Consider the following 18,240-nt stretch of genomic DNA (forward strand, 5'->3'; position numbering starts at 1 on the left):
CGCTCAGCCGCCATAAATGTCGAAATCGAAGTACTTCTTCGAGAACTTGTCGTAGGTGCCGTTGGCGCGGATCGCCTTGATCGCCGCATTGATCTTCGTCTTGAGTTCCGTCTCGCCCTTACGCAGACCGACACCGACGCCGGCACCGAGGATAGCCGGATCGTCCTTTACATTGCCCTTGAGGTCGCAGCACTTGCCGGCATCGGAGGCAAGGAAGGCGTCGAGCGCAATGGCATCGGCCTGAACCGCATCCAGCCGTCCGGCCGCGAGATCCTGGTTCGCCTCATCCTGCGTCTGGTATTCCTTGATCTCGGTGGCCCCTGCGGCGAAATATTTGTTCGCATATTCCTGATGGACGGTCGAAACCTGAACGCCGATGATCTTGCCTTTGAGACCGTCCGGCGTGGCGTCGAACTTTTCGGTCTTGGGCCCAACGATACCAGTCGGCGTGTTATAGTATTTGTCGGAGAAATCGATCGTCTTCTGGCGCTCCTCCGTGATCGACATGGAGCCGACGATCATGTCGATCTTCTTGGTGGTAAGCGCCGGGATGATGCCGTCCCAGGCGATCGGCGTCGGAATGCAGTTAAGTTTTGCCTCGGCGCACATCGCCTCCATGAAATCGATTTCCCACCCGACCCATTTGCCGCTCGCATCCGGCGAGGTGAACGGCGGATAAGGCTCAGCCGCAAAGCCCACCTTGACTTCCTGCGCCTGGGCAGCGCCCAGGGCCGCGGCACCGACAGCAATCGCCAAGGCAACCATCTTAATGATCTTCTTCATGATTTTCCCCTTTTCTTGTTTTGGTCAATGAATGGAGCTGATGAATTTCTTGAGCCGCTCCGACTTGGGAGCACCGAACATGACCTCGGGCGGCCCCTGTTCCTCGATGAGGCCGTTGTCTAGGAAAACGACGTGGTTCGAGACCTCGCGGGCGAATTTCATCTCATGGGTGACGAGGATCATCGTCCGTTTCTCGCGGGCCAGATCGCCGATGACCGACAGCACTTCGCCGACCAGTTCCGGATCGAGTGCCGAGGTCGGCTCGTCGAACAGCATAACCAGCGGCTGGATGGCGAGCGCCCGGGCAATCGCGGCCCGCTGCTGCTGGCCACCGGAGAGGAAGGCGGGATAGGCGTCACGCTTCTCGTAAAGCCCGACCCGGCGCAGCAACGTCTCGGCGATCTCGATTGCCTTGTCCTTCGGCTGCCCCAGCACATGTACCGGCACTTCGATGACATTCTGCAGCACCGTCATGTGCTGCCACAGATTGAAGCTCTGGAAGACCATACCGAGCCGGGAGCGGATCCGCTGCACCTGCCGACGGTCGGACGGCGCCAGCCCGCCATGGCCATCCTTCTTCATCGCGATGGTTTCACCATGAATTGTGATCGTCCCCGCGCTCGGCAGCTCCAGCATGTTGATGCAGCGCAGAAAGGTGGACTTTCCTGAACCGCTGCCGCCGATGATGGCGATCACGTCTCCCTGACGGGCAGTCAGCGAGACGCCCTTCAGCACTTCCAACGGACCGAAACGTTTATGCAGGTTCGCGACTTCTATGGCCTGCGCCGAATCCGTCATGGATAGCCTTAACCGCCGGCCAAGAACCGGCCGGTCACACGATTTCGCACTGTTCCCCCAGCTTATGATTTTGGGCTCGCGGCGCTGGTAACGCGGCCTTGTGGAAAGAAGTCTGGCACTTGTGCGGAAATTATTCAACCGTATAATAACACCGAAATCGAAAAAGAGCGGCACCGTCCGACTCGACTTCCCAGGTAATGGACACCATGACCGCTTACGGCTCTCGAGCAATCTCCACGTCTTTGATGCGTGATAGAAACGGATGGCCGCTTGAGGTCCAGAAATGACGTCGAGCAGACGCAGCTACCACCGGGCGAGCGAGGCCGAGCGACGTGAGGACCTGATCCTTGCCACGCTCGACTGCATAGCCGAGTTCGGCATCCAGGGCGCGACGGTGCGCCAGATCGCCACGCGCGCCGGCGTTACCGGGGGGCTGATCCGGCATTATTTCGCCGGCAAGGACCAGATGCTGCAGGCCGCCTACCGCAAGGTGATGACGGGCATGACGGAAACCGCGATCACTGCAGCGATCGAAGGCGAGACCGCCAAGGCTCGACTGCGCCGCTTCATCGTCGCCAACGTCACGCCACCGGTCACGGACCCGCGCACCCTCTCGCTCTGGGCGGCCTTCATCAGCCATATCCAGATCGATCCGAGTTTTGCCGCCATTCACCGCGAAAACTACTTCGCCTTTCTGGAAGCGCTGGAGACCCTACTGACCGCCTTCTTTGCGGAGCAGAACCGGGAGGTCAGCTCGAAGGAATGCCGCGCGCATGCCATTGCACTCAACGCGCTGGTGGACGGCCTCTGGCTTGAAGGAACGCTGGCTGCCGACATGTTCGCCGAGAAGGAACTGGCTGGGAATGCCCTGATATCCGTGGAAGCGCTGCTGCGTCTCGAACCCGGCGAACTTTCTGCGGACGAACGATAACAAAAGGAAAAACCGATGCGCTATGCCTCGATCACCGACCGTCTCGCCCATCTCGGTTCCGGCCGTTGGGCGCTCCATCTCGCTGCCCGGCGCATGAAGGCCTCCGGCGAGGAGATTATCGAGCTCACGATCGGCGAACCGGACCTCGCGCCCGACAAGGCGCTGCTAGACGAGGCTGCCCGCGCCATGTATGCAGGCCGGACCCGTTATTCCAACGGCCGCGGCGAACCTCCGGTGCTCGAAGCGCTGGTCGAGAAATACGCGAAGCGCCGGCCCGGCGTCACAGAACGCAATTTTCTCTGCTTCCCCGGCACCCAGACGGCGCTTTACGGCGTCATGACCGGTCTTGTCGAAGCCGGCGACGGCGTGCTGGTCGGCGACCCGCTTTACGCGACCTATGAAGGCGTCATTGCCTCCACCGGCGCGCATATGATCCCCGTGCCGCTTCGGCCGGAGAAGAAGTTCCACCTGCAGGCAGAAGATCTCGAACGGGCAGTGACTCCGGAAGCCCGCGTACTGCTGCTCAATACGCCGCACAATCCGACCGGCGCAGTTCTGACGGCTGCGGAAATCGTAAAGATCGGCGAAGTCTGCCGGCGCCACGATCTCTGGATCGTCTGCGACGAGGTCTACGAGCAACTGATTTTCGAAGGCACGCCCTTCGCCTCTCCGTTCGACCTGCCGGAGCTTGCGGAGCGGACGATTGTGGTTTCCTCGATCTCCAAATCTCATGCCGCCCCGGGCTTCCGCAGCGGCTGGGCGGCGGGTCCGGAGGAATTTTGCGAAAAGCTTCTGCCTGTTTCGGAGACCATGCTGTTCGGTGTGCAACCTTTCATCTCCGACATGACGGCCATGGCTCTCTCGCAGCACTTCGACACCGCCGACATCATGCGCGAAAACTATCGTCGACGTGCCGAGATCGTCGCGAAGATGTTTGCCGGCAGCAATCTGGTCAAGCCGATGCCTCCGGAAGGCGGCATGTTCATCCTTCTCGACGTGACGTCGACCGGCCTCGGCGGCGAGGAATTTGCCTGGGAACTGCTGCATCAAGAAAAGGTCGCGGTCATGCCCGGTTCCTCGTTCGGAGATCAGGCCGCCGGCTTCCTGCGCATTTCGCTGACCATGCCCGATGACGTGCTCGAAACGGCGATGGGGCGCATCGGCGACCTCGCAAGCCGCCTGGTGTCACGCAAGGAAAAGCGCGCATGAGCGGCAACCTGAAGACCGTCGGCGAGACGCTGATCGATCTTCTGGAAGCCAATGGCGTGGATGTCGTCTTCGGTATTCCCGGCGTCCACACCGTCGAACTCTATCGCGGGCTCGCCGCCTCGAAAATCCGTCACGTGACGCCGCGCCACGAACAGGGCGCGGGCTTCATGGCGGACGGTTATGCCCGCGTCAGCGGCAAGCCGGGCGTGTGCCTCGTCATCACCGGGCCAGGGCTGACCAACATCATCACGCCCATGGCGCAGGCCTATCAGGATTCCGTGCCCATGCTGGTGATCTCGGGCGTCAACGCGCGCGCCACGCTCGGTCATGGCCGCGGCCGGCTTCACGAACTGCCGGACCAGCGCGGCATGATGGCGACGCTGGCGCTGATGTCGCATACGCTGCACAACCCTGAAGACCTGGGCGACGTAATGGAACGGGCTTTCGCGATCCTCCGTTCGGGAAGGCCGGGGCCGGTGCATATCGAAATCCCGACCGATGTGATGGCGGCGCGCATCAAGGCGCCACGCCTGCGTAACGTTGCGGCGAGCCGCCCACGCGCCGAGGCCGTGACGATCGATGAAGCCGCTCGCCGTTGCCTTGCAGCCCACCGGCCTGTGATCCTGGTGGGCGGCGGCGCTGTACCGGCGGCGAAGGACATTCTGACGCTCGCCGAACGGCTGGACGCACCGCTGGTGACAACCACCAATGCCCGCGGCGCTTTCGCGCATCACCCGCTGTCCGTACCGGCGAGCCCCAGCGTGAAATCCGTGCGGAAATTGATTGCGGATGCCGATCTGGTTCTCGCCTTCGGCACTCAGATGGGACAGACAGACTACGATATGTATGGGAACGGCGGTTTTCCGGAGCTGAAGAACCTGATCCGCGTGGATATCGACGCCGCCCAGCTGGCTCGCGGCCCGCAGGCGGCGCTTTCGATCCTCTCTTCCGCGGAAAACGCCGCATCCGACCTCCTGGCTGCAATCGGATCCGGCAACCGCCGGCAGTCTGACGGAGCGGGGCGGGCAAACGAGACCCGGCTGGCCGCACGGGCAGAACTGACACCGAAGATGCGCGTCGAGATCAGCATCCTGAACATCGTCCGCGATACCCTGCCCGGCGCGATCATCGTCGGCGACAGTACGCAGGCTGTTTATGCGGGGAACCTCTATTATGAAGCGGGCCGGCCGCATGGCTGGTTTAATGCCGCGACCGGTTACGGCGCGCTTGGCTACGGTCCTCCGGCCGCCGTGGGCGCAGCGATTGCCGAACCGGAAACGCCGGTCGTCTGCGTGACGGGCGATGGTGGGTTTCAGTTTACCCTGGCGGAGATGGGCTCGGCGAAGGATGCCGGGTCAAACGTCATCTTCCTCGTCTGGAACAACGACGGTTATCAGGAGATCGAGACCTACATGGTCGAAAACGGCATCGAGCCGGAAGGCGTAAAACCTTCTCCGCCCGATTTCCTGAAGATCGCCGAGGCTTACGGTCTGCCCTCGGTGCGCCTTGGGGACATCAAAGAATTGCCGGCGGCTCTTGAGAATTTCCGCCGGCTTGAAGGCCCGTCGCTGATCGAAATCCATCAGACGAAAACGGTCGGCGCGACTGCCTGAACTGTCAGTGCTTGTCCTTGCGTCCGCTCTGCTCGGCGACCGCATCTGCCTGCGTCTCGATATCGTAAGGCACTGTCTGACCGGCGTCGCCCGCGTCAGCAACACGGCCCGCCGGATTGCCGGGACCTTCCGCATCCCAGACCTTTCGGGCCTTGTTGAGATCAGCGGTCGATGGATCGGGGTACTTCTTCGAAGTTTCCTCGCCGGTACCGGAGCTTTTGGCGATGTTCGGACGGCTATTGCCGAAACGGGCGGCTTCCCGGTTGGCATCATTGCGTTCCATGATGATCCTCCTTTTGGTTCTATCGAGAACCATCGGGAGACATCATCGTTCCCCCTTAGCGCCGCGCTTTTCGGCCGATTCTTCGGGCGCCGGTTCGAAACCGAAGACGCTGCGGCCTCCCCATTCATGGGATTTTCGAAATTCGCCGGCGACGATCTCCTTCAAGTCTGGACCTGTGACATAGCGCTCGAGCTGCCGGGCTTGATCGTCGAGCCGCTTCAGAGCCTGCAGTTCCTCCTCCCGGCCAAGCTTCGCCTGGCCGACGGCCGATTTCATCACCTTGATGGTCTCGTCATAGACCTTGATCGGCACAGGAAAAGGATGCCGGTCCTTGCCGCCATGAGCGAGCGAAAAACGGGCCGGATCGGAAAATCGGCAAGGCGCGCCGTGCACGACCTCTGCCACCATGGCAAGCGCCTGAACCGTACGCGCGCCGACACCGGGCGTCAGAAGCAGCTGCTCGAAATCTTCCGGTCCTCGGTCGGCTGCGGCGGCGAGCGTGCCATGCAGCCGCTTCATGTTGACGTCGTCCTCCCGGACGTCGTGATGCGCCGGCATGACGAGATGCGGCAGCATCGGCTGCGCCAGATCTTTTGCTTTGCGCGCCGGATCGAGCGCAATCACCTCGCGAACGATGCGGTCCGGCCCCAATGAGGAAAGAAGATCCAACTGGCCCTTTCGCGAAGCATCGGCCCGGTGGTCGGCGAGGTTGACGATCTCGCCCTGCCTGCGGCCTTCGATCGCCGCGTGCGGTGAATCCACGAAACTCGTAATGCCTTCTGACAGCCAGTGGTAGCGCCGCGCCTGGCGTCTGTCGCCGTTCATGCCTTGCTGCACCACAACCCATTTGCCGTCGTCGGTAACGATGAAGCCGTGCAGGTAGAGGTCGAAACCATCCTGCACGGCGGCGCTATCCACCTTGGCGACCAGCCGGCTGGTCGTCGCAAGCCCGCAGCCGTCGATGCCGACCCGGTTGCCGACGGCGATCAGTTCGTCCGGCGTCTTGCGGGAATTCTGGCCGCGCCCGCCGCAGACATGGATGCCAAGCTCGCCGGAAAGCGGCGTCAGGCCGCGCTTCAAGGCGCCGATGACGCTGGTGGTGATGCCCGAAGAGTGCCAGTCCATGCCCATGACCGAGCCGAAGGACTGGAACCAGAAGGGATGCGCCAGCCGCCGCATGAACTCGTCGCGCCCATAATGGATGACGATCGCCTGCGCGATGACCGCCCCGAGTTTCGTCATCCGCTCGCCCAGCCAGGGGGGAACACGGCCGCCGTGAAGCGGGAGATCGGCACTTCCTGCTCTTTGAACCATGATCCGCTTATATACGGACAGGCGGCATCAAGACAGAGAAAAGTTCTGCAAACGTTCCTTCAGGCGGCCGATTGTCGCCACGTCCGCATTGGCGAAGGCAAAGCGCAGATAATTCTGCTGACCATCCCCGAAATACGCGCCGGGAATGCAGATGACCCCGGCTCGCCTCGCCAGTTGCTCCGCAACCTGCGCCGAGCCGACACCAGCAAAAGGATGGCGCACAAAGGCGAAGTAGGCCCCGATCGCGTCGAGTTTCCAACCGGTCAAGCCCCGCATCACGGATCGCAAGGCATCGGCGCGACGGCCGATTTCCTGCCGGTTTTCCTCCCGCCAATCTGCAAGCAGCGGTAGCGCTTTAGCAACAGCCGCCTGAGCGGCGCGAGGCGCGCAGATCTGCAGGTTGTCCATGATCTTGGCGATCTGCTCCACCGCCCGTGAACCGGCCGTGATGGCGCCAAGCCGATGGCCGGGGATGCAGAAGGACTTGGAGAAGCTGTAGAGGCTGATCAGCGTTTCCTCCCAGCCTGCCAGGCTGAAAAGGTTATGCGGCGCCTGGCCCGCCACCGGCATGAAGTCGCGATAGGTCTCGTCGAGGATCAGCCAGATGCCCTTTTCACGGCAGAGCCGGAAGATCGCTTCGAGCAACGACGGCGGATAAATCGCCCCTGTCGGATTGTTAGGCGAGACCAGCGCCAGTGCGCGGACGTCCGGCGTGATCGCGCGCTCGAGGCTGACCAGATCGGGAAGAAAGCCGTTTTCCGCCGCGCAGGCCACGAACGCCGTCTTCACGCCCATCATCGCGAGCGTCGTCTCGTGGTTGAAATAAAACGGCTCGGTCATCAGGACCGTGTTGCCGGGCCCCGCGACGGTCATCGCGGCACAGACGAAAGCCTGGTTGCAGCCGGAAGTGACGTGGATGTTGTCAGTGCCAAGAGACGCGCCATAGACCTCCGATGCATGCTCGGCATAAACGCGACGAAGCTCCGCTTCGCCCTCGATCGGTCCGTAACCGGTAAACGCGGTGGAGGATGCCGTTTCACCGAGAAGCTTCAGCATTTCGGGATGAGCGGGATAGCCGGGCACGGCCTGCGACAGGTCAATCAATGGCCCCTTGGAGCCGTCGTAAGCGCGTCCCCAGGCAAAAACGGAGGGCACGGGCGGCGGTGAGAGCTTTTCGACGAGCGGATTGAAGGCAGGCATGATTTTCCAGAACGGGCAATTGATTTGGTCCCCTTGTTTATCAGATTATCGAGGGACGCAAGGAGAACCGGTCATGCCCGACGACATTCAGCCCGAGGATTCGAAGCTCACCGTCACCAAACGGAAATGGGCCGAACAGGGCAAGTTCCTCACCGGGCGTATCACCCGTCCGGAAACCGATCGCCTGCCGCCCGGCCAGCACCTCGTCAAGAACTGGCCGGTGCTCGATCTCGGACAGCAGCCGCGGGTTGCCGCATCCCAATGGAAGCTCGACGTTCGCGGCCTCATCAACAACCGGAGGACCTTCGACTGGGCCGCATTTCAGGCCCTGCCGCAGAGCGAAATGCGCTCCGACATCCATTGCGTGACGACCTGGTCGCGCTACGACAACAACTGGAAGGGCGTCTCCACCCACGACTTCCTCGATGCCGTCGATCCGAAGGACGAGGCCGTGGCGGTGATGCTGACGAGCTACGATGGCTATACCACCAACCTGCTTCTCTCCGACTTCGCCTCCCCGGATGCGATCATCGTGACCGAATGGGAAGGGCGACCGCTGACGGAAGAGCACGGGGGGCCGGTTCGGCTCGTGGTGCCGCATCTCTATTTCTGGAAAAGCGCCAAGTGGCTGAACCGGATCGAGTTCCTTGCCCGGGACCAGGCAGGCTTCTGGGAAAAGAACGGTTACCACATGCGGGGCGACCCTTGGGCGGAAGAGCGGTATTCGGAGGATTGAGACCTGGATGGGAAGCCCCTCACCCACCGGCAGGCGGATGAGGGGAGGCAGCTAGATCAGCTTTTCCAGCGTGATCGGAAGATCGCGCACGCGTTTGCCGGTGGCATGGAAGACGGCGTTGGCAATCGCAGGGGCGACCCCCACGATGCCGACCTCGCCCACGCCCTTGCCGCCCAGCACCGAAGCGTCGTAATCCGGCACGCCGACCGAGATCACCTGGATATGCGGTATGTCCGCATTGGTCGGCACCAGATAATCACCCATATTGTTGTTGATGACACGGCCGAAGCGCTCGTCGACCAACCCTTCCTCGAGCAGCGCCTGACCAATGCCCATGATGATACCGCCACGCCACTGGCTTTCGGCGAGCTTCGGATTATAGATCCGGCCGCAGTCGAAGGCCGAGACGACGCGCGACACCCGCACGGTTCCGAAATCCTCGTCCACCTTCACCTCGACGAAATGGGCGCACCAGCTGTGCATGGAAAGATCACCGGCGGTCGGCCCTTGGATATTGGCCATGGTCGTCCACGACCGTTTGTGGTCCTCCGGTCCGTTGGCACCTTCCGGCAAGGTATTGCGCTGCGTTTCGATACGGTCCCGACCGATTGCCGACATCAGTTCGGCGAGGGTCAAGGAAGGACCTTCGCCACGGGGCACGGAAATCCGGCCCCCGGAGATGACAAGGGTATTGGCGCCGGTATCCCGGAACGGCGAGTTGCTGTCGTTGAGAGCCAGACCGATCAGCTCGTCGCGCGCTGCCGTGGCGGCCTTGTGGACGGCGCCGGTAAGAGCTCCGGCAAGCATCGACCCGCCAGCCACCGTCGCACCGGGCAGCGATGAATCGCCGAGCTTGACGTCCACCCGTTCCGCCGGAACGCCGAGCACCTCCGCCGCCGTCTGTGCGAGGATGGTGTAGGTGCCTTGCCCCATGTCGATCGCGCCGCTGACGACCTCGACGCTGCCGTCGCCGAGAATGCGGATGAGCGCCTCGCTCGCGGCCTTGAGCACCGGAAAGGTGCCGCAACCGATACCCCAGCCGACCAGTTGCCGGCCATCCCGCATCGAACGCGGCTCATGGCTGCGCCCGGACCAGCCGAAGACGTCGGCTCCAACCGTCAGCGCCTCGCGAAGTTGGCGCGTCGACCATGGCTTGCCGGACTGGTAGTCGTGATCGGCATAATTCCGCAGCCGCAGTTCCAGTGGGTCTATTCCAACCGCATAAGCGAGTTCCTCGATTGCACTCTCGATACCGAAGGCGCTCGGGTTCTTGCCCGGAGCGCGCAAGGCTCCCGGCGTCACGGTATTGACCGGAACCAGACGGTGTTGCGTGCTCAGATTGGGCACGGCATAAAGCAAGGGCGTCGCAGCGCCCGTCTGCTCCGGAAAGTCGGCAAAGACGGAGGTTTCGCTTGCACCGCGATGAACGATCGCCTGGAGAACACCATCCTTCGTAGCGCCGATCCTGATGGTCTGCTTGGTCGCCGCCCGGCCGCCATAGGCGGTGAAGGTCTGAGGACGGGTAACCGCCAGCTTGACAGGCCGACCGAGCTTGCGGGCGGCTGCGGCAGCCACCGCACCATAGGTATATCCCATGGCCTTCGAGCCGAAGCCGCCGCCGATGAAGGGTGATACGATCCTCACATTCTCATAGGGAATGCCGAACCATTCCGCATAGGTGCGTGCCATGCCATGCGTCCATTGGCTCGGCTCCCAGACCGTCAGGAACTCGCCCTCCCATTTTGCCGTCAGCCCGTGAGGTTCGATCGGCACATGATATTCCCGCGGCGTCCGGTATTCCGCCTCGATCCTGACATCCGCGGCGGCATAGGCCGCCTCGGCATCACCCCAGCCAACGGTGAGCATATCCACCAGCCTGCCCTCGCCGGCGTTTGGATCGTCAAGGCTCGTCACGGGCTGCGCCTCCTCGTAGGAGACCTTCACCAGCTTGGCCGCCTCCGTCGCCTGCTCCAGCGTCTCCGCCACGACGGCGGCGATCGCCTGACCGTTGAAGCTGATCTGACGCGGCAACGGGCGGAAAGGTTCGTTCTCAGGGCGATTGCCGTGCCAGTCGGACGCCACCAGGAGGCCGAGATCGTCTTCCGGCGTGAAGATCGAGAGTATGCCGGGCGCAGCCTTTGCAGCTTCGGTATCGACCGCAACCACACGGCCGGCGGCAATGGTGCTCTGCACCAGCACCGCGTGAACGACGTTCTTCACGGGCTGCTCGAGGGCATAGGTCGCGCCGCCGGTGGTCTTCAATCTGCCGTCGAGCCGTGAAAAGCGGCCGCCCACCATGCCGTCGGCGGCATCGCCGTGTTTGCGGGTTTCCATAATGGTCATGCCAGACCTCCCATTGTCAGGATGGCGCGTGCGACGACGCGCGGCGCAAGTTCGATCTTGTAGCGGTTGCCGCCATGTGAAACGGCATCCTCCATGGAAAGGCGGCTCGCCTTTTCCACGGCGTCGACGTTCAGCACGGTACCGACCAGCGCCTGCTCGACGGTCCGGGCTCTCCATGGTTTGGTCGCCACACCGCCGAGCGCGACGCGGATGTCCCGCACGGTCTGCCCGTCGGCCTCGAACTCGATTCCGACCGCAGCGCTCGCCGCGGCAAACTCGTAGGACTGCCGGTCGCGGACCTTCAGATAGGTCGAGTTCTTCGCTGCCATGGAGGCGGGAATGCTGATGCCGGTGATGATCTCACCCTTCTTCAGCACGGTCTCCCAGTCGGGTGTTTCCCCCGGCAGCATATAGAAGTCTTCGATCGCAACCCTGCGGCGGCCCATTTCCACGTATGCATCGAAGGCGACCAGCGCCACCGCAAGATCGCCCGGATTGACCGCGATGCAGGCTCTGCTCGTGCCGAGAACCGCGTGGTTGCGGGTTACGCCGCCGATCGCCGAACAGCCGGAACCGGGATTACGCTTGTTGCAGGCAGGAAAGGCGCCGGGGTCGCGGAAATAAGGACAGCGGGTCCGCTGCAGAAGATTGCCACCGACGGTCGCCATGTTGCGTAGCTGAGGGGAGGCCGCGAGCGACAGGGATTGGGCAACGGCTGGAAATGCTGCCTTCACTCCCGGATGATCGGCTACCTCTTCCATCTTGGCGAGAGCACCGATCGTCGCTCCGTTTGCATCGACGGTAATATCGCCGAGGCCGGCAAGATGAGTGATATCGACGAGGGTATCCGGTTCGAACACGCCACATTTGGCGAGATCGAGCAAGGTCGTACCGCCGGCCAGCAGCATAGTGCCGGCGTCAAGGGTCGCACGACTGGCCTCTTCGGTGGAAGCGGCGCGGAAATAGGAGAAATCGCGCATCAGGCCACCTCCGCCTTGTCCTTGGCCGCTACACCAGTCGTAACCGCGCTCGCCGCTTCGCGGACGGCCGCGACGATGCTGTTATAGGCTCCGCACCGACAGAGATTGCCGGACATGTATTCGCGGATTTCTTCTTCCGAACCGGCATGCCCTTCCCGGATACACGCCACCGCCGACATGATCTGGCCGGGCGTGCAATAGCCGCACTGGAAGGCATCGTTCTCGATGAACGCCGCCTGCACGGGATGCAGGTCGCCGTTCTCGGCCGCGATCCCCTCGATCGTGATGACCTGCTTTCCTTCCACCTGAGCAGCGAGCGTCAGGCAGGAGAGCACGCGCTTTCCGTCGACATGGCAGGTGCAGGCGCCGCACTGGCCTTGATCGCAGCCCTTCTTGGTGCCTGTAAGACCAAGATTTTCGCGCAAGGCATCAAGCAGCGTGACGCGTGTCTCAACGTCAAGCTCGTACCGGCTCGCGTTGATGTCGAGTGAAAGATGTATGGTTCGTGTCATGATAAGCTCCTGCTATCGTCACGAATTGAATTTTTTGGATCGAAGCCGCTAGCCGGACGACCGGCTCGCGCTAAATAAAATCGCGGGGGCGCTTGGGCGCATCTTTGCGCATGACACCCGACCCCTTCCTGGATTATGAGGTAGATGACACTCCGCACAAACGGAGGCGCCTCCGTTTAACTAGTTGGCATCCTGACTTTCGTCAAGTCCTCATTGTCTGGGAGCATGCATTTTGGCCCCGGCCGAACCAAATACACCATCGCCGGAATCGACGAAGCTTCGCGCCGACGCTCGCCGCAACCGCGATAGACTGGTGGAAGTGGCCGCCGTAGCGTTTGCGGAAAAGGGCGTCGAGACGTCGCTCGAAGATATAGCGCGACAGGCTGGCGTCGGCATCGGCACACTCTACCGCCATTTTCCCACCCGGGAACATCTCGTGGAGGTGGTCTACCGCCGGGAACTGGAAAGCCTTGCAGACGCGGCGACGGAACTTGCAGAAAAATACCCGCCGGACGTGGCGCTGGAGGAATGGATGCGGCGCTTTGTGAGTTATATCGCGACCAAGCGCGGCATGTCCAACAGCCTGAAGACCTTGATGAATTCCAACTCCACGCTGTTTGCGGAAGGTTTTAGCAATATACGAAGCGCCTTCGAGCGCCTCGTCCGCGCGGCTGGAGAGAATGGCCTGATCCGGACCGACATCGACACGGCGGACCTGTTGCAGGCACTTTCCAGCATCTACTCAATGACGGATTCTCCCGACTGGCGCGAGCGATCGCACCGCCTGATCGGGCTTCTCATGGACGGTCTGAAGGCGCGCAAATAAATCCGTCAGACGCCTTCTGCCATCCGCCGCAGAAGCTCCGCCGTCTCGTCATTAGCGGGGAAGAAGGATTCGATGGCAAGCTCCGACAAGGTGACATCCACCGGGGTACCGAACACCGTCGTTGTCGAGATAAATGAAAGCAATCCAGCCGCCGTCCGCAGCTCCAGGGGCACAACGATCCCGGCGTAGTCGCCTGGTTGCTTTGAAGAGCTTTCAGGTGCCGGATAGCCCGACAACTCCTCCAGCAGCCCTTGGAGAATGCGGTCGCCTGTGGCGGCGACCTGCTGGTGCAGCCGTTCCAGCAGGTGATTCCGCCACTCCGCAAGATTGGCGATCTGAGGCGCAAGCCCCTGCGGATGAAGGCTCAGCCGCAGGACATTGACCGGTCCCTCCAGAAGCGACCGGTCGGCCACGTCGGCAAGCAGCGGTGCCACGGCGGCATTTGCCGCCATAAGGGTCCAGTGCCGATCGATGGCAAGCGCTGGAAAAGGCTCGTGTCCCTTGAGTACCATGTCGATCGCCTTGCGCGCCGCGGCCAAAGCGGGATCGTCCAGCGTGCGTTCGGCATAGACCGGCGCGAAACCCGCAGCGAGCAGCATGGGGTTCCGCTCGCGGAGCGGCACCTCCAGCCGTTCGGCGAGATGCAGGAGCATGTCGCGGCTTGGAAGTGACCGCCCGCTCTCGATGAAACTGAGATGGCGTTGCGAAATCTCAGCCTCCAGCGCCAGATCGAGCTGGCTCATGCGCCGGCGGCGGCGCCAGTCGCGCAGGAAATCGCCGAGAGGACGGGCGGTCGCGATCGTATTCATGCGGCAGCCGGAACCTGATCGAGAAAACCATAAACGGCCTTCAGACGGCCATTTTCAAGCAGGGCGAAATCCGTTCCCTTGATGATCGGCTCGCCGCCCTGCGGCCCAAGTCCCCACGAGAAGCGAAGGTTGTCCGCGTGACCATCAGCCGTGCCGAGCAGTTCGAAACGGAAGCCGGGGAACCGGGCCTGGACCGCCTCGACCAATCCGTTGATGTCCTCATGCCCTTCTCCGCGCATCAGCGGGTCGACATAAAGAGCGTCGGTTGCCCAGGCTTCGGCGATCATAGCGCGACGGCGAGCGGCGTTCGTCTCGTTCCAGATAGCGAGGTAACGTTCGGCATGTGTGGCTGCATCAGTCATTTTCTTCTCCTTTTTATCGCCCGGCTCGTTCCAGGCAGGGCGATCATGCGGGAGCACCGGCATCGTCTCAATTACGCGGCAGGTAATAACTATCGCTCCGAAAGCGCAAGCCTGGCGCCGAGTAGGACGAACGCGCCTGCAAATGTGCGGCGCATCCAGCCCAAAATAGACGGCCGAGAGATGACGTGGTTGCGGACCGAAGCGGCAAATACCCCGTAGATCGCGAAAATCGCGAAAGTCATCAGCATGAAGACGAGGCCGAGTTCCGTCATGCGCAGGACGGGAGAGGCGTCATCAGGCCTCACGAACTGCGGCAGGAAGGCGAAAAAGAAGATGGAAAGCTTCGGATTGAGCGCATTGGCAAGGATGGCCGAAACGATGACTTGGCGGGCCGAGCGGGACGTGGTTTCGGGCTCTACAGTCAGCGCGCCCTTCTCCTTCAGCACCTGCCAGGCCATGAAAAGGAGATAGGCCACCCCAAGATATTTGACCGTCTCGAAGGCCAGCGCACTGGCATGCAAGAGCGCCGCCAGACCTGAAACGGCCGCCGCCATATGCGGGACTATGCCGAGCGTGCAGCCGAATGCCGCGACAATGCTCGCCTTTGTCCCACGCGAAAGACCCGCAGCGAGGGTGATCAGCACGCCCGTACCCGGCGATGCGACGACGATGAAAGAGGTGAGGAGGAATTCAGGTGTCATCAGGCGATCCTTTCAAGGTTTCGCCTGAGGCTAACGACCGGATCGAAACCGATCTTGAATGAAATTGCAGGCGGCAGCTCCCGGCCCCGATCAGAAGCGGTGGATACGCAGACCGAGCACCTTTTCCGAGACGACCACCACGACAAGCGTCAGCACGATCGAGCAGGTCGAGACAGCGGCGGCCTCAGGCGTGAAATTGGTCCGCAGGTAGTCGAACAACTGGATCGGCAAGGTGGACGTCCCGACATTCTTCAGCATGAAGGAGATCGTGAAGATGTCGAAGGAGATGATGAACGCAAAAAGGCAGCCTCCGATCACGCCCGGCTTGATGAGCGGCAGCATGATGCGACGGAAGCGCGTGAAGCGTCCGGCGCCAAGGCTCTGGGCGGCCATGCTCCAGGCGGGATCGTAGCTTTCCATCGAAGCCGATACGTTTATGAAGACGAAAGGCAGCGTGATTAGCACGTGACCGACGATCATGCCGACCATGGTTTGGGTACCGACACCGATCGAATAGACGAAAAAAAGCAAAGAAATGGCCGTCAGAACTTCCGGCAGCAGCAGCGGCGCCAGCATGGCGATCCGCACTGTCTCCTTCAGCTTGCCAGAATGCTGCACGTAGAAAATCGCCGCCATGGTGCCGATGATGCCGGAGATCACGGTGGTGACGGCCGCAATCCACAGCGACGTCCGGATTGCTCGCATGAAGACTTCGTTGTTGAAGAAGACTCCGTACCAGCGGAAGGACAGGCCTTGCGGCGGAAAGGTCAGGAAAGCGCCGGCATTGAAGGAGGCACCAACGACAACGAGGATCGGCGCCAGCAGAAAGGCGTAGATGACAAGGCAGTAGACGGTGAAGAACGGTTTCGACATCGTAATGCTCATGCCTTCCATTTCATGACGGTGAGCCTTCCGAAAAGCACGACGAAAATCGCCCCCGTGACCGATAGCACCAGCGCCATGGCGGAACCGAAAGGCCATTGGAACGTGTCGATCAAGGCGTCGACGACCGTTACAGCCATGGTCTTGACCCTCAGACCACCGATCAACGAGGGCGTTACATATGCACTCAGCGACAATACGAAAACGAGAATGCATCCGGCCTGGATGCCGGGCAGCGACAGCGGCAGGGTAATGCGACGGAAGGCGGTTAGTTTTGAGGCGCCGAGGGAACGGGCGGCGGCTTCAAGGGACGGATCGATGCCCTGGATGGCGCTCATGATCGGCAGGATCATGAAGGGCAGGAAGACATGCACGAGCGCGATGATGATGCCGAGCGCATTGTACATCAGCGGCAAGGGGCCATCGATGAGACCCCAGCCCATCAGCGTCCGGTTGATCAGGCCGTTGTTGCCGAGCAGGATTGTCCAGCCATAGCTGCGGATGACGATGCCGACGAGAAGCGGGGAGAGCACGAGGCCGTAACCGAGCGCCCGGAGGGAGGAGGTTCCGCGGGCAAGCTGCCAGGCGACGGGGTAACCGAGCACAAGACAGGCAAAAGTGGTCACGAAACCGATCCAAAGAGTGTTCACCACTTGTTGGATGTAGAAGATATCAGAGAAGAACTTGCCGTAATTCGCAAGCGTCAATCCCGGCCCATAAGGCGTTCCCTGCCCCGGCATGCGGAAACTCATCAGCACGATGTTGAGATAGGGCAGCACGAGGAAAGCCGTGAGCAGGATCGCAGCCGGCGCGATCAAAAGCAGCGGCCCGAGGCGTTTTCCGGCAACAGCGCTCATGCGACGCTCCCAAGCGGCCAGAAACGGTCTGCCGGCGCATGAACCAGCACGGTCTCGCCATCGCGGAACCGGGTTCGCGGAAAGGTCTGAACGTTGACAATGGTACCGTTGGCAAGCTCCAGACGATAATCCACGAGACTGCCGGAATAATAGCTGGAAAGCACTTTTGCAGGAACGCCGGCAACACCCGCCGTGACGGGCAAAAGCTCCACCGCTTCCGGCCTCAGCGCCAGCGTTATATCGGCGCCGTCAGCATAGTGGCCGACCACCGGCACATCCCCGAGCGGGGTGGAGACGATACTGTTGACCACCTTGCCGCGCACGATGTTGACCTGTCCGACAAATTCCGCCACCTCGAGATTGGCGGGCCGCTCGTAGATATCGGAGGGAGCGCCGATCTGGGCGATGCGGCCGCCGAACATCACGACCACCCGGTCGGACATGGTCATGGCTTCCGCCTGGTCATGGGTCACGTAAACGGTGGTGATGCCGACGCGCCGCTGCAGGTCCCGAATGAAGACCCGCATTTCCTCGCGCAGCTTCGCATCGAGATTGGCGAGCGGCTCATCGAGCAGCAATATCTTCGGTTCGATAACGAGAGCACGGGCGAGCGCCACGCGCTGCTGCTGGCCGCCGGAGAGCTGCCGCGGATAACGCTCCGCATAACCCGTAAGCTGCACCATATCCAGGACCTTGGCGATGCGGTCGCGGATCTCCGTCTTCGGGATTTTCCGCATTTCCAGACCGAAGGCGAGGTTTCGTTCGACGGTCATGTGCGGAAACAGTGCGTAGTTCTGAAAGACCATTCCGATATCGCGTTTTTCGACCGGCACATGCACGACGTCCCGGCCATCGAAGCGGATCGCGCCTCGCGTTGCGTCCTCGAAGCCGGCGATCATCTTGAGCGTCGTCGTCTTGCCGCATCCGGAAGGACCAAGCAGGGAAATAAATTCCCCTTCGGCGATCCTGACCGAGATACCGTCGACTGCAGGCCCTTGCCCATAGTCCTTGGTCAGCTGTTCGATGCTAACCTCTGTCATGAAATTTCACTTTCGGAATTGAATGCTCAAAAAAGGCGATCATGGTCTGCCCCAGGCAGAC

The 18,240-nt window shown here is 61.7% G+C and carries 19 protein-coding genes; 5 read left to right on the forward strand and 14 right to left on the reverse strand.

From position 1 onward, the window contains the following. Positions 1-3: 3 nt before the first annotated feature. Both EDE09_RS06810 and EDE09_RS06815 read right to left on the reverse strand, forming a co-directional pair. The gene (locus tag EDE09_RS06810) at positions 4-783 is read right to left on the reverse strand and encodes a transporter substrate-binding domain-containing protein (RefSeq protein WP_132409443.1); all 780 of its coding nucleotides are present in this window, start codon (positions 781-783) and stop codon (positions 4-6) included. 24 nt (positions 784-807) lie between these two features. Further along, on the reverse strand, positions 808-1,581 hold the full coding sequence (locus EDE09_RS06815; RefSeq protein ID WP_105371421.1) for an ATP-binding cassette domain-containing protein: 774 nt from the start codon (positions 1,579-1,581) through the stop codon (positions 808-810). A 283-nt stretch (positions 1,582-1,864) separates the two neighbouring features. On the opposite strand from EDE09_RS06815, the gene EDE09_RS06820 reads away from it, so the two are divergent. From EDE09_RS06820 to EDE09_RS06830, 3 genes are read left to right on the forward strand one after another with little or no spacing between them, the layout of a single operon-like run. Then, the gene (locus EDE09_RS06820) at positions 1,865-2,512 is read left to right on the forward strand and encodes a TetR family transcriptional regulator C-terminal domain-containing protein (protein WP_105371420.1); all 648 of its coding nucleotides are present in this window, start codon (positions 1,865-1,867) and stop codon (positions 2,510-2,512) included. A gap of 15 nt (positions 2,513-2,527) precedes the next feature. Further along, entirely contained in the window at positions 2,528-3,721 is a 1,194-nt protein-coding gene (locus EDE09_RS06825; protein WP_105371419.1) for a pyridoxal phosphate-dependent aminotransferase, read from the forward strand. After that, complete coding sequence (locus tag EDE09_RS06830; protein WP_105371418.1) at positions 3,718-5,334, forward strand: 5-guanidino-2-oxopentanoate decarboxylase; 1,617 nt, start codon at positions 3,718-3,720, stop codon at positions 5,332-5,334. The genes EDE09_RS06825 and EDE09_RS06830 overlap by 4 nt, the downstream gene beginning before the upstream one ends. Before the next feature lie 4 nt (positions 5,335-5,338). Here EDE09_RS06830 and EDE09_RS06835 read toward each other — a convergent pair whose 3' ends face one another. From EDE09_RS06835 to EDE09_RS06845, 3 genes are read right to left on the reverse strand one after another with little or no spacing between them, the layout of a single operon-like run. Further along, on the reverse strand, positions 5,339-5,617 hold the full coding sequence (locus EDE09_RS06835) for a hypothetical protein (protein ID WP_105371417.1): 279 nt from the start codon (positions 5,615-5,617) through the stop codon (positions 5,339-5,341). 42 nt (positions 5,618-5,659) lie between these two features. Next, positions 5,660-6,931 carry a DUF763 domain-containing protein gene (locus EDE09_RS06840; RefSeq protein WP_105371416.1) on the reverse strand — a complete coding sequence of 424 codons (1,272 nt, stop codon included), beginning with the start codon at positions 6,929-6,931 and terminating at the stop codon, positions 5,660-5,662. Positions 6,932-6,958: 27 nt separating this feature from the next. Next, positions 6,959-8,131 carry an aminotransferase gene (locus EDE09_RS06845; RefSeq protein WP_105371415.1) on the reverse strand — a complete coding sequence of 391 codons (1,173 nt, stop codon included), beginning with the start codon at positions 8,129-8,131 and terminating at the stop codon, positions 6,959-6,961. 73 nt (positions 8,132-8,204) lie between these two features. Between EDE09_RS06845 and EDE09_RS06850 the strand changes: the two genes are divergently transcribed. Beyond that, positions 8,205-8,867, forward strand: a complete 663-nt coding sequence (locus tag EDE09_RS06850; RefSeq protein WP_105371414.1) for a sulfite oxidase-like oxidoreductase — start codon at positions 8,205-8,207, stop codon at positions 8,865-8,867. Between the two features lie 51 nt (positions 8,868-8,918). Here EDE09_RS06850 and EDE09_RS06855 read toward each other — a convergent pair whose 3' ends face one another. Genes EDE09_RS06855 through EDE09_RS06865 form a run of 3 tightly spaced genes read right to left on the reverse strand, consistent with a single transcriptional unit; the run spans position 8,919 to position 12,702 of the window. Continuing rightward, on the reverse strand, positions 8,919-11,210 hold the full coding sequence (locus tag EDE09_RS06855; protein WP_132409445.1) for a xanthine dehydrogenase family protein molybdopterin-binding subunit: 2,292 nt from the start codon (positions 11,208-11,210) through the stop codon (positions 8,919-8,921). After that, on the reverse strand, positions 11,207-12,190 hold the full coding sequence (locus EDE09_RS06860; RefSeq protein ID WP_105371412.1) for a xanthine dehydrogenase family protein subunit M: 984 nt from the start codon (positions 12,188-12,190) through the stop codon (positions 11,207-11,209). The genes EDE09_RS06855 and EDE09_RS06860 overlap by 4 nt, the downstream gene beginning before the upstream one ends. Next, complete coding sequence (locus EDE09_RS06865; protein ID WP_105371411.1) at positions 12,190-12,702, reverse strand: (2Fe-2S)-binding protein; 513 nt, start codon at positions 12,700-12,702, stop codon at positions 12,190-12,192. Before EDE09_RS06865 ends, EDE09_RS06860 begins: the two co-directional genes overlap by 1 nt. Positions 12,703-12,934: 232 nt before the next feature. Between EDE09_RS06865 and EDE09_RS06870 the strand changes: the two genes are divergently transcribed. Then, positions 12,935-13,528, forward strand: a complete 594-nt coding sequence (locus EDE09_RS06870) for a TetR/AcrR family transcriptional regulator (RefSeq protein ID WP_105371410.1) — start codon at positions 12,935-12,937, stop codon at positions 13,526-13,528. A gap of 5 nt (positions 13,529-13,533) precedes the next feature. Here EDE09_RS06870 and EDE09_RS06875 read toward each other — a convergent pair whose 3' ends face one another. The 6 genes from EDE09_RS06875 to EDE09_RS06900 all read right to left on the reverse strand — a co-directional run bounded on the left by EDE09_RS06875 (position 13,534) and on the right by EDE09_RS06900 (position 18,179). Continuing rightward, positions 13,534-14,337, reverse strand: coding sequence for a helix-turn-helix transcriptional regulator (locus EDE09_RS06875; protein WP_132409447.1), 804 nt, complete (start codon positions 14,335-14,337; stop codon positions 13,534-13,536). Next, complete coding sequence (locus EDE09_RS06880) at positions 14,334-14,699, reverse strand: nuclear transport factor 2 family protein (RefSeq protein WP_105371573.1); 366 nt, start codon at positions 14,697-14,699, stop codon at positions 14,334-14,336. Before EDE09_RS06880 ends, EDE09_RS06875 begins: the two co-directional genes overlap by 4 nt. Positions 14,700-14,788: 89 nt before the next feature. Next, entirely contained in the window at positions 14,789-15,400 is a 612-nt protein-coding gene (locus EDE09_RS06885; protein WP_105371408.1) for a LysE family translocator, read from the reverse strand. A 90-nt stretch (positions 15,401-15,490) separates the two neighbouring features. Then, entirely contained in the window at positions 15,491-16,294 is an 804-nt protein-coding gene (locus tag EDE09_RS06890) for an ABC transporter permease (RefSeq protein WP_205839317.1), read from the reverse strand. Continuing rightward, on the reverse strand, positions 16,282-17,139 hold the full coding sequence (locus EDE09_RS06895) for an ABC transporter permease (protein WP_105371407.1): 858 nt from the start codon (positions 17,137-17,139) through the stop codon (positions 16,282-16,284). The genes EDE09_RS06890 and EDE09_RS06895 overlap by 13 nt, the downstream gene beginning before the upstream one ends. After that, entirely contained in the window at positions 17,136-18,179 is a 1,044-nt protein-coding gene (locus EDE09_RS06900; protein WP_105371406.1) for an ABC transporter ATP-binding protein, read from the reverse strand. The genes EDE09_RS06895 and EDE09_RS06900 overlap by 4 nt, the downstream gene beginning before the upstream one ends. Between the last annotated feature and the right edge of the window lie 61 nt (positions 18,180-18,240).

Source organism: Neorhizobium sp. S3-V5DH (genome assembly GCF_004343065.1).
In the GTDB taxonomy this organism is placed as follows: Bacteria; Pseudomonadota; Alphaproteobacteria; order Rhizobiales; family Rhizobiaceae; genus Neorhizobium; species Neorhizobium huautlense.

What these genes read in the sequence shown, in the direction of transcription:
- EDE09_RS06820 (WP_105371420.1), top strand. Translation starts at nt 1,865, where the DNA reads ATGACGTCGAGCAGACGCAGCTACCACCGGGCGAGCGAGGCCGAGCGA.
- EDE09_RS06830 (WP_105371418.1), top strand. Translation starts at nt 3,718, where the DNA reads ATGAGCGGCAACCTGAAGACCGTCGGCGAGACGCTGATCGATCTTCTG.
- EDE09_RS06815 (WP_105371421.1), bottom strand. Translation starts at nt 1,581, where the DNA reads ATGACGGATTCGGCGCAGGCCATAGAAGTCGCGAACCTGCATAAACGT.
- EDE09_RS06850 (WP_105371414.1), top strand. Translation starts at nt 8,205, where the DNA reads ATGCCCGACGACATTCAGCCCGAGGATTCGAAGCTCACCGTCACCAAA.
- EDE09_RS06860 (WP_105371412.1), bottom strand. Translation starts at nt 12,190, where the DNA reads ATGCGCGATTTCTCCTATTTCCGCGCCGCTTCCACCGAAGAGGCCAGT.
- EDE09_RS06865 (WP_105371411.1), bottom strand. Translation starts at nt 12,702, where the DNA reads ATGACACGAACCATACATCTTTCACTCGACATCAACGCGAGCCGGTAC.
- EDE09_RS06845 (WP_105371415.1), bottom strand. Translation starts at nt 8,131, where the DNA reads ATGCCTGCCTTCAATCCGCTCGTCGAAAAGCTCTCACCGCCGCCCGTG.
- EDE09_RS06885 (WP_105371408.1), bottom strand. Translation starts at nt 15,400, where the DNA reads ATGACACCTGAATTCCTCCTCACCTCTTTCATCGTCGTCGCATCGCCG.
- EDE09_RS06855 (WP_132409445.1), bottom strand. Translation starts at nt 11,210, where the DNA reads ATGACCATTATGGAAACCCGCAAACACGGCGATGCCGCCGACGGCATG.
- EDE09_RS06890 (WP_205839317.1), bottom strand. Translation starts at nt 16,294, where the DNA reads ATGGAAGGCATGAGCATTACGATGTCGAAACCGTTCTTCACCGTCTAC.
- EDE09_RS06880 (WP_105371573.1), bottom strand. Translation starts at nt 14,699, where the DNA reads ATGACTGATGCAGCCACACATGCCGAACGTTACCTCGCTATCTGGAAC.
- EDE09_RS06875 (WP_132409447.1), bottom strand. Translation starts at nt 14,337, where the DNA reads ATGAATACGATCGCGACCGCCCGTCCTCTCGGCGATTTCCTGCGCGAC.
- EDE09_RS06895 (WP_105371407.1), bottom strand. Translation starts at nt 17,139, where the DNA reads ATGAGCGCTGTTGCCGGAAAACGCCTCGGGCCGCTGCTTTTGATCGCG.
- EDE09_RS06810 (WP_132409443.1), bottom strand. Translation starts at nt 783, where the DNA reads ATGAAGAAGATCATTAAGATGGTTGCCTTGGCGATTGCTGTCGGTGCC.
- EDE09_RS06900 (WP_105371406.1), bottom strand. Translation starts at nt 18,179, where the DNA reads ATGACAGAGGTTAGCATCGAACAGCTGACCAAGGACTATGGGCAAGGG.
- EDE09_RS06840 (WP_105371416.1), bottom strand. Translation starts at nt 6,931, where the DNA reads ATGGTTCAAAGAGCAGGAAGTGCCGATCTCCCGCTTCACGGCGGCCGT.
- EDE09_RS06835 (WP_105371417.1), bottom strand. Translation starts at nt 5,617, where the DNA reads ATGGAACGCAATGATGCCAACCGGGAAGCCGCCCGTTTCGGCAATAGC.
- EDE09_RS06825 (WP_105371419.1), top strand. Translation starts at nt 2,528, where the DNA reads ATGCGCTATGCCTCGATCACCGACCGTCTCGCCCATCTCGGTTCCGGC.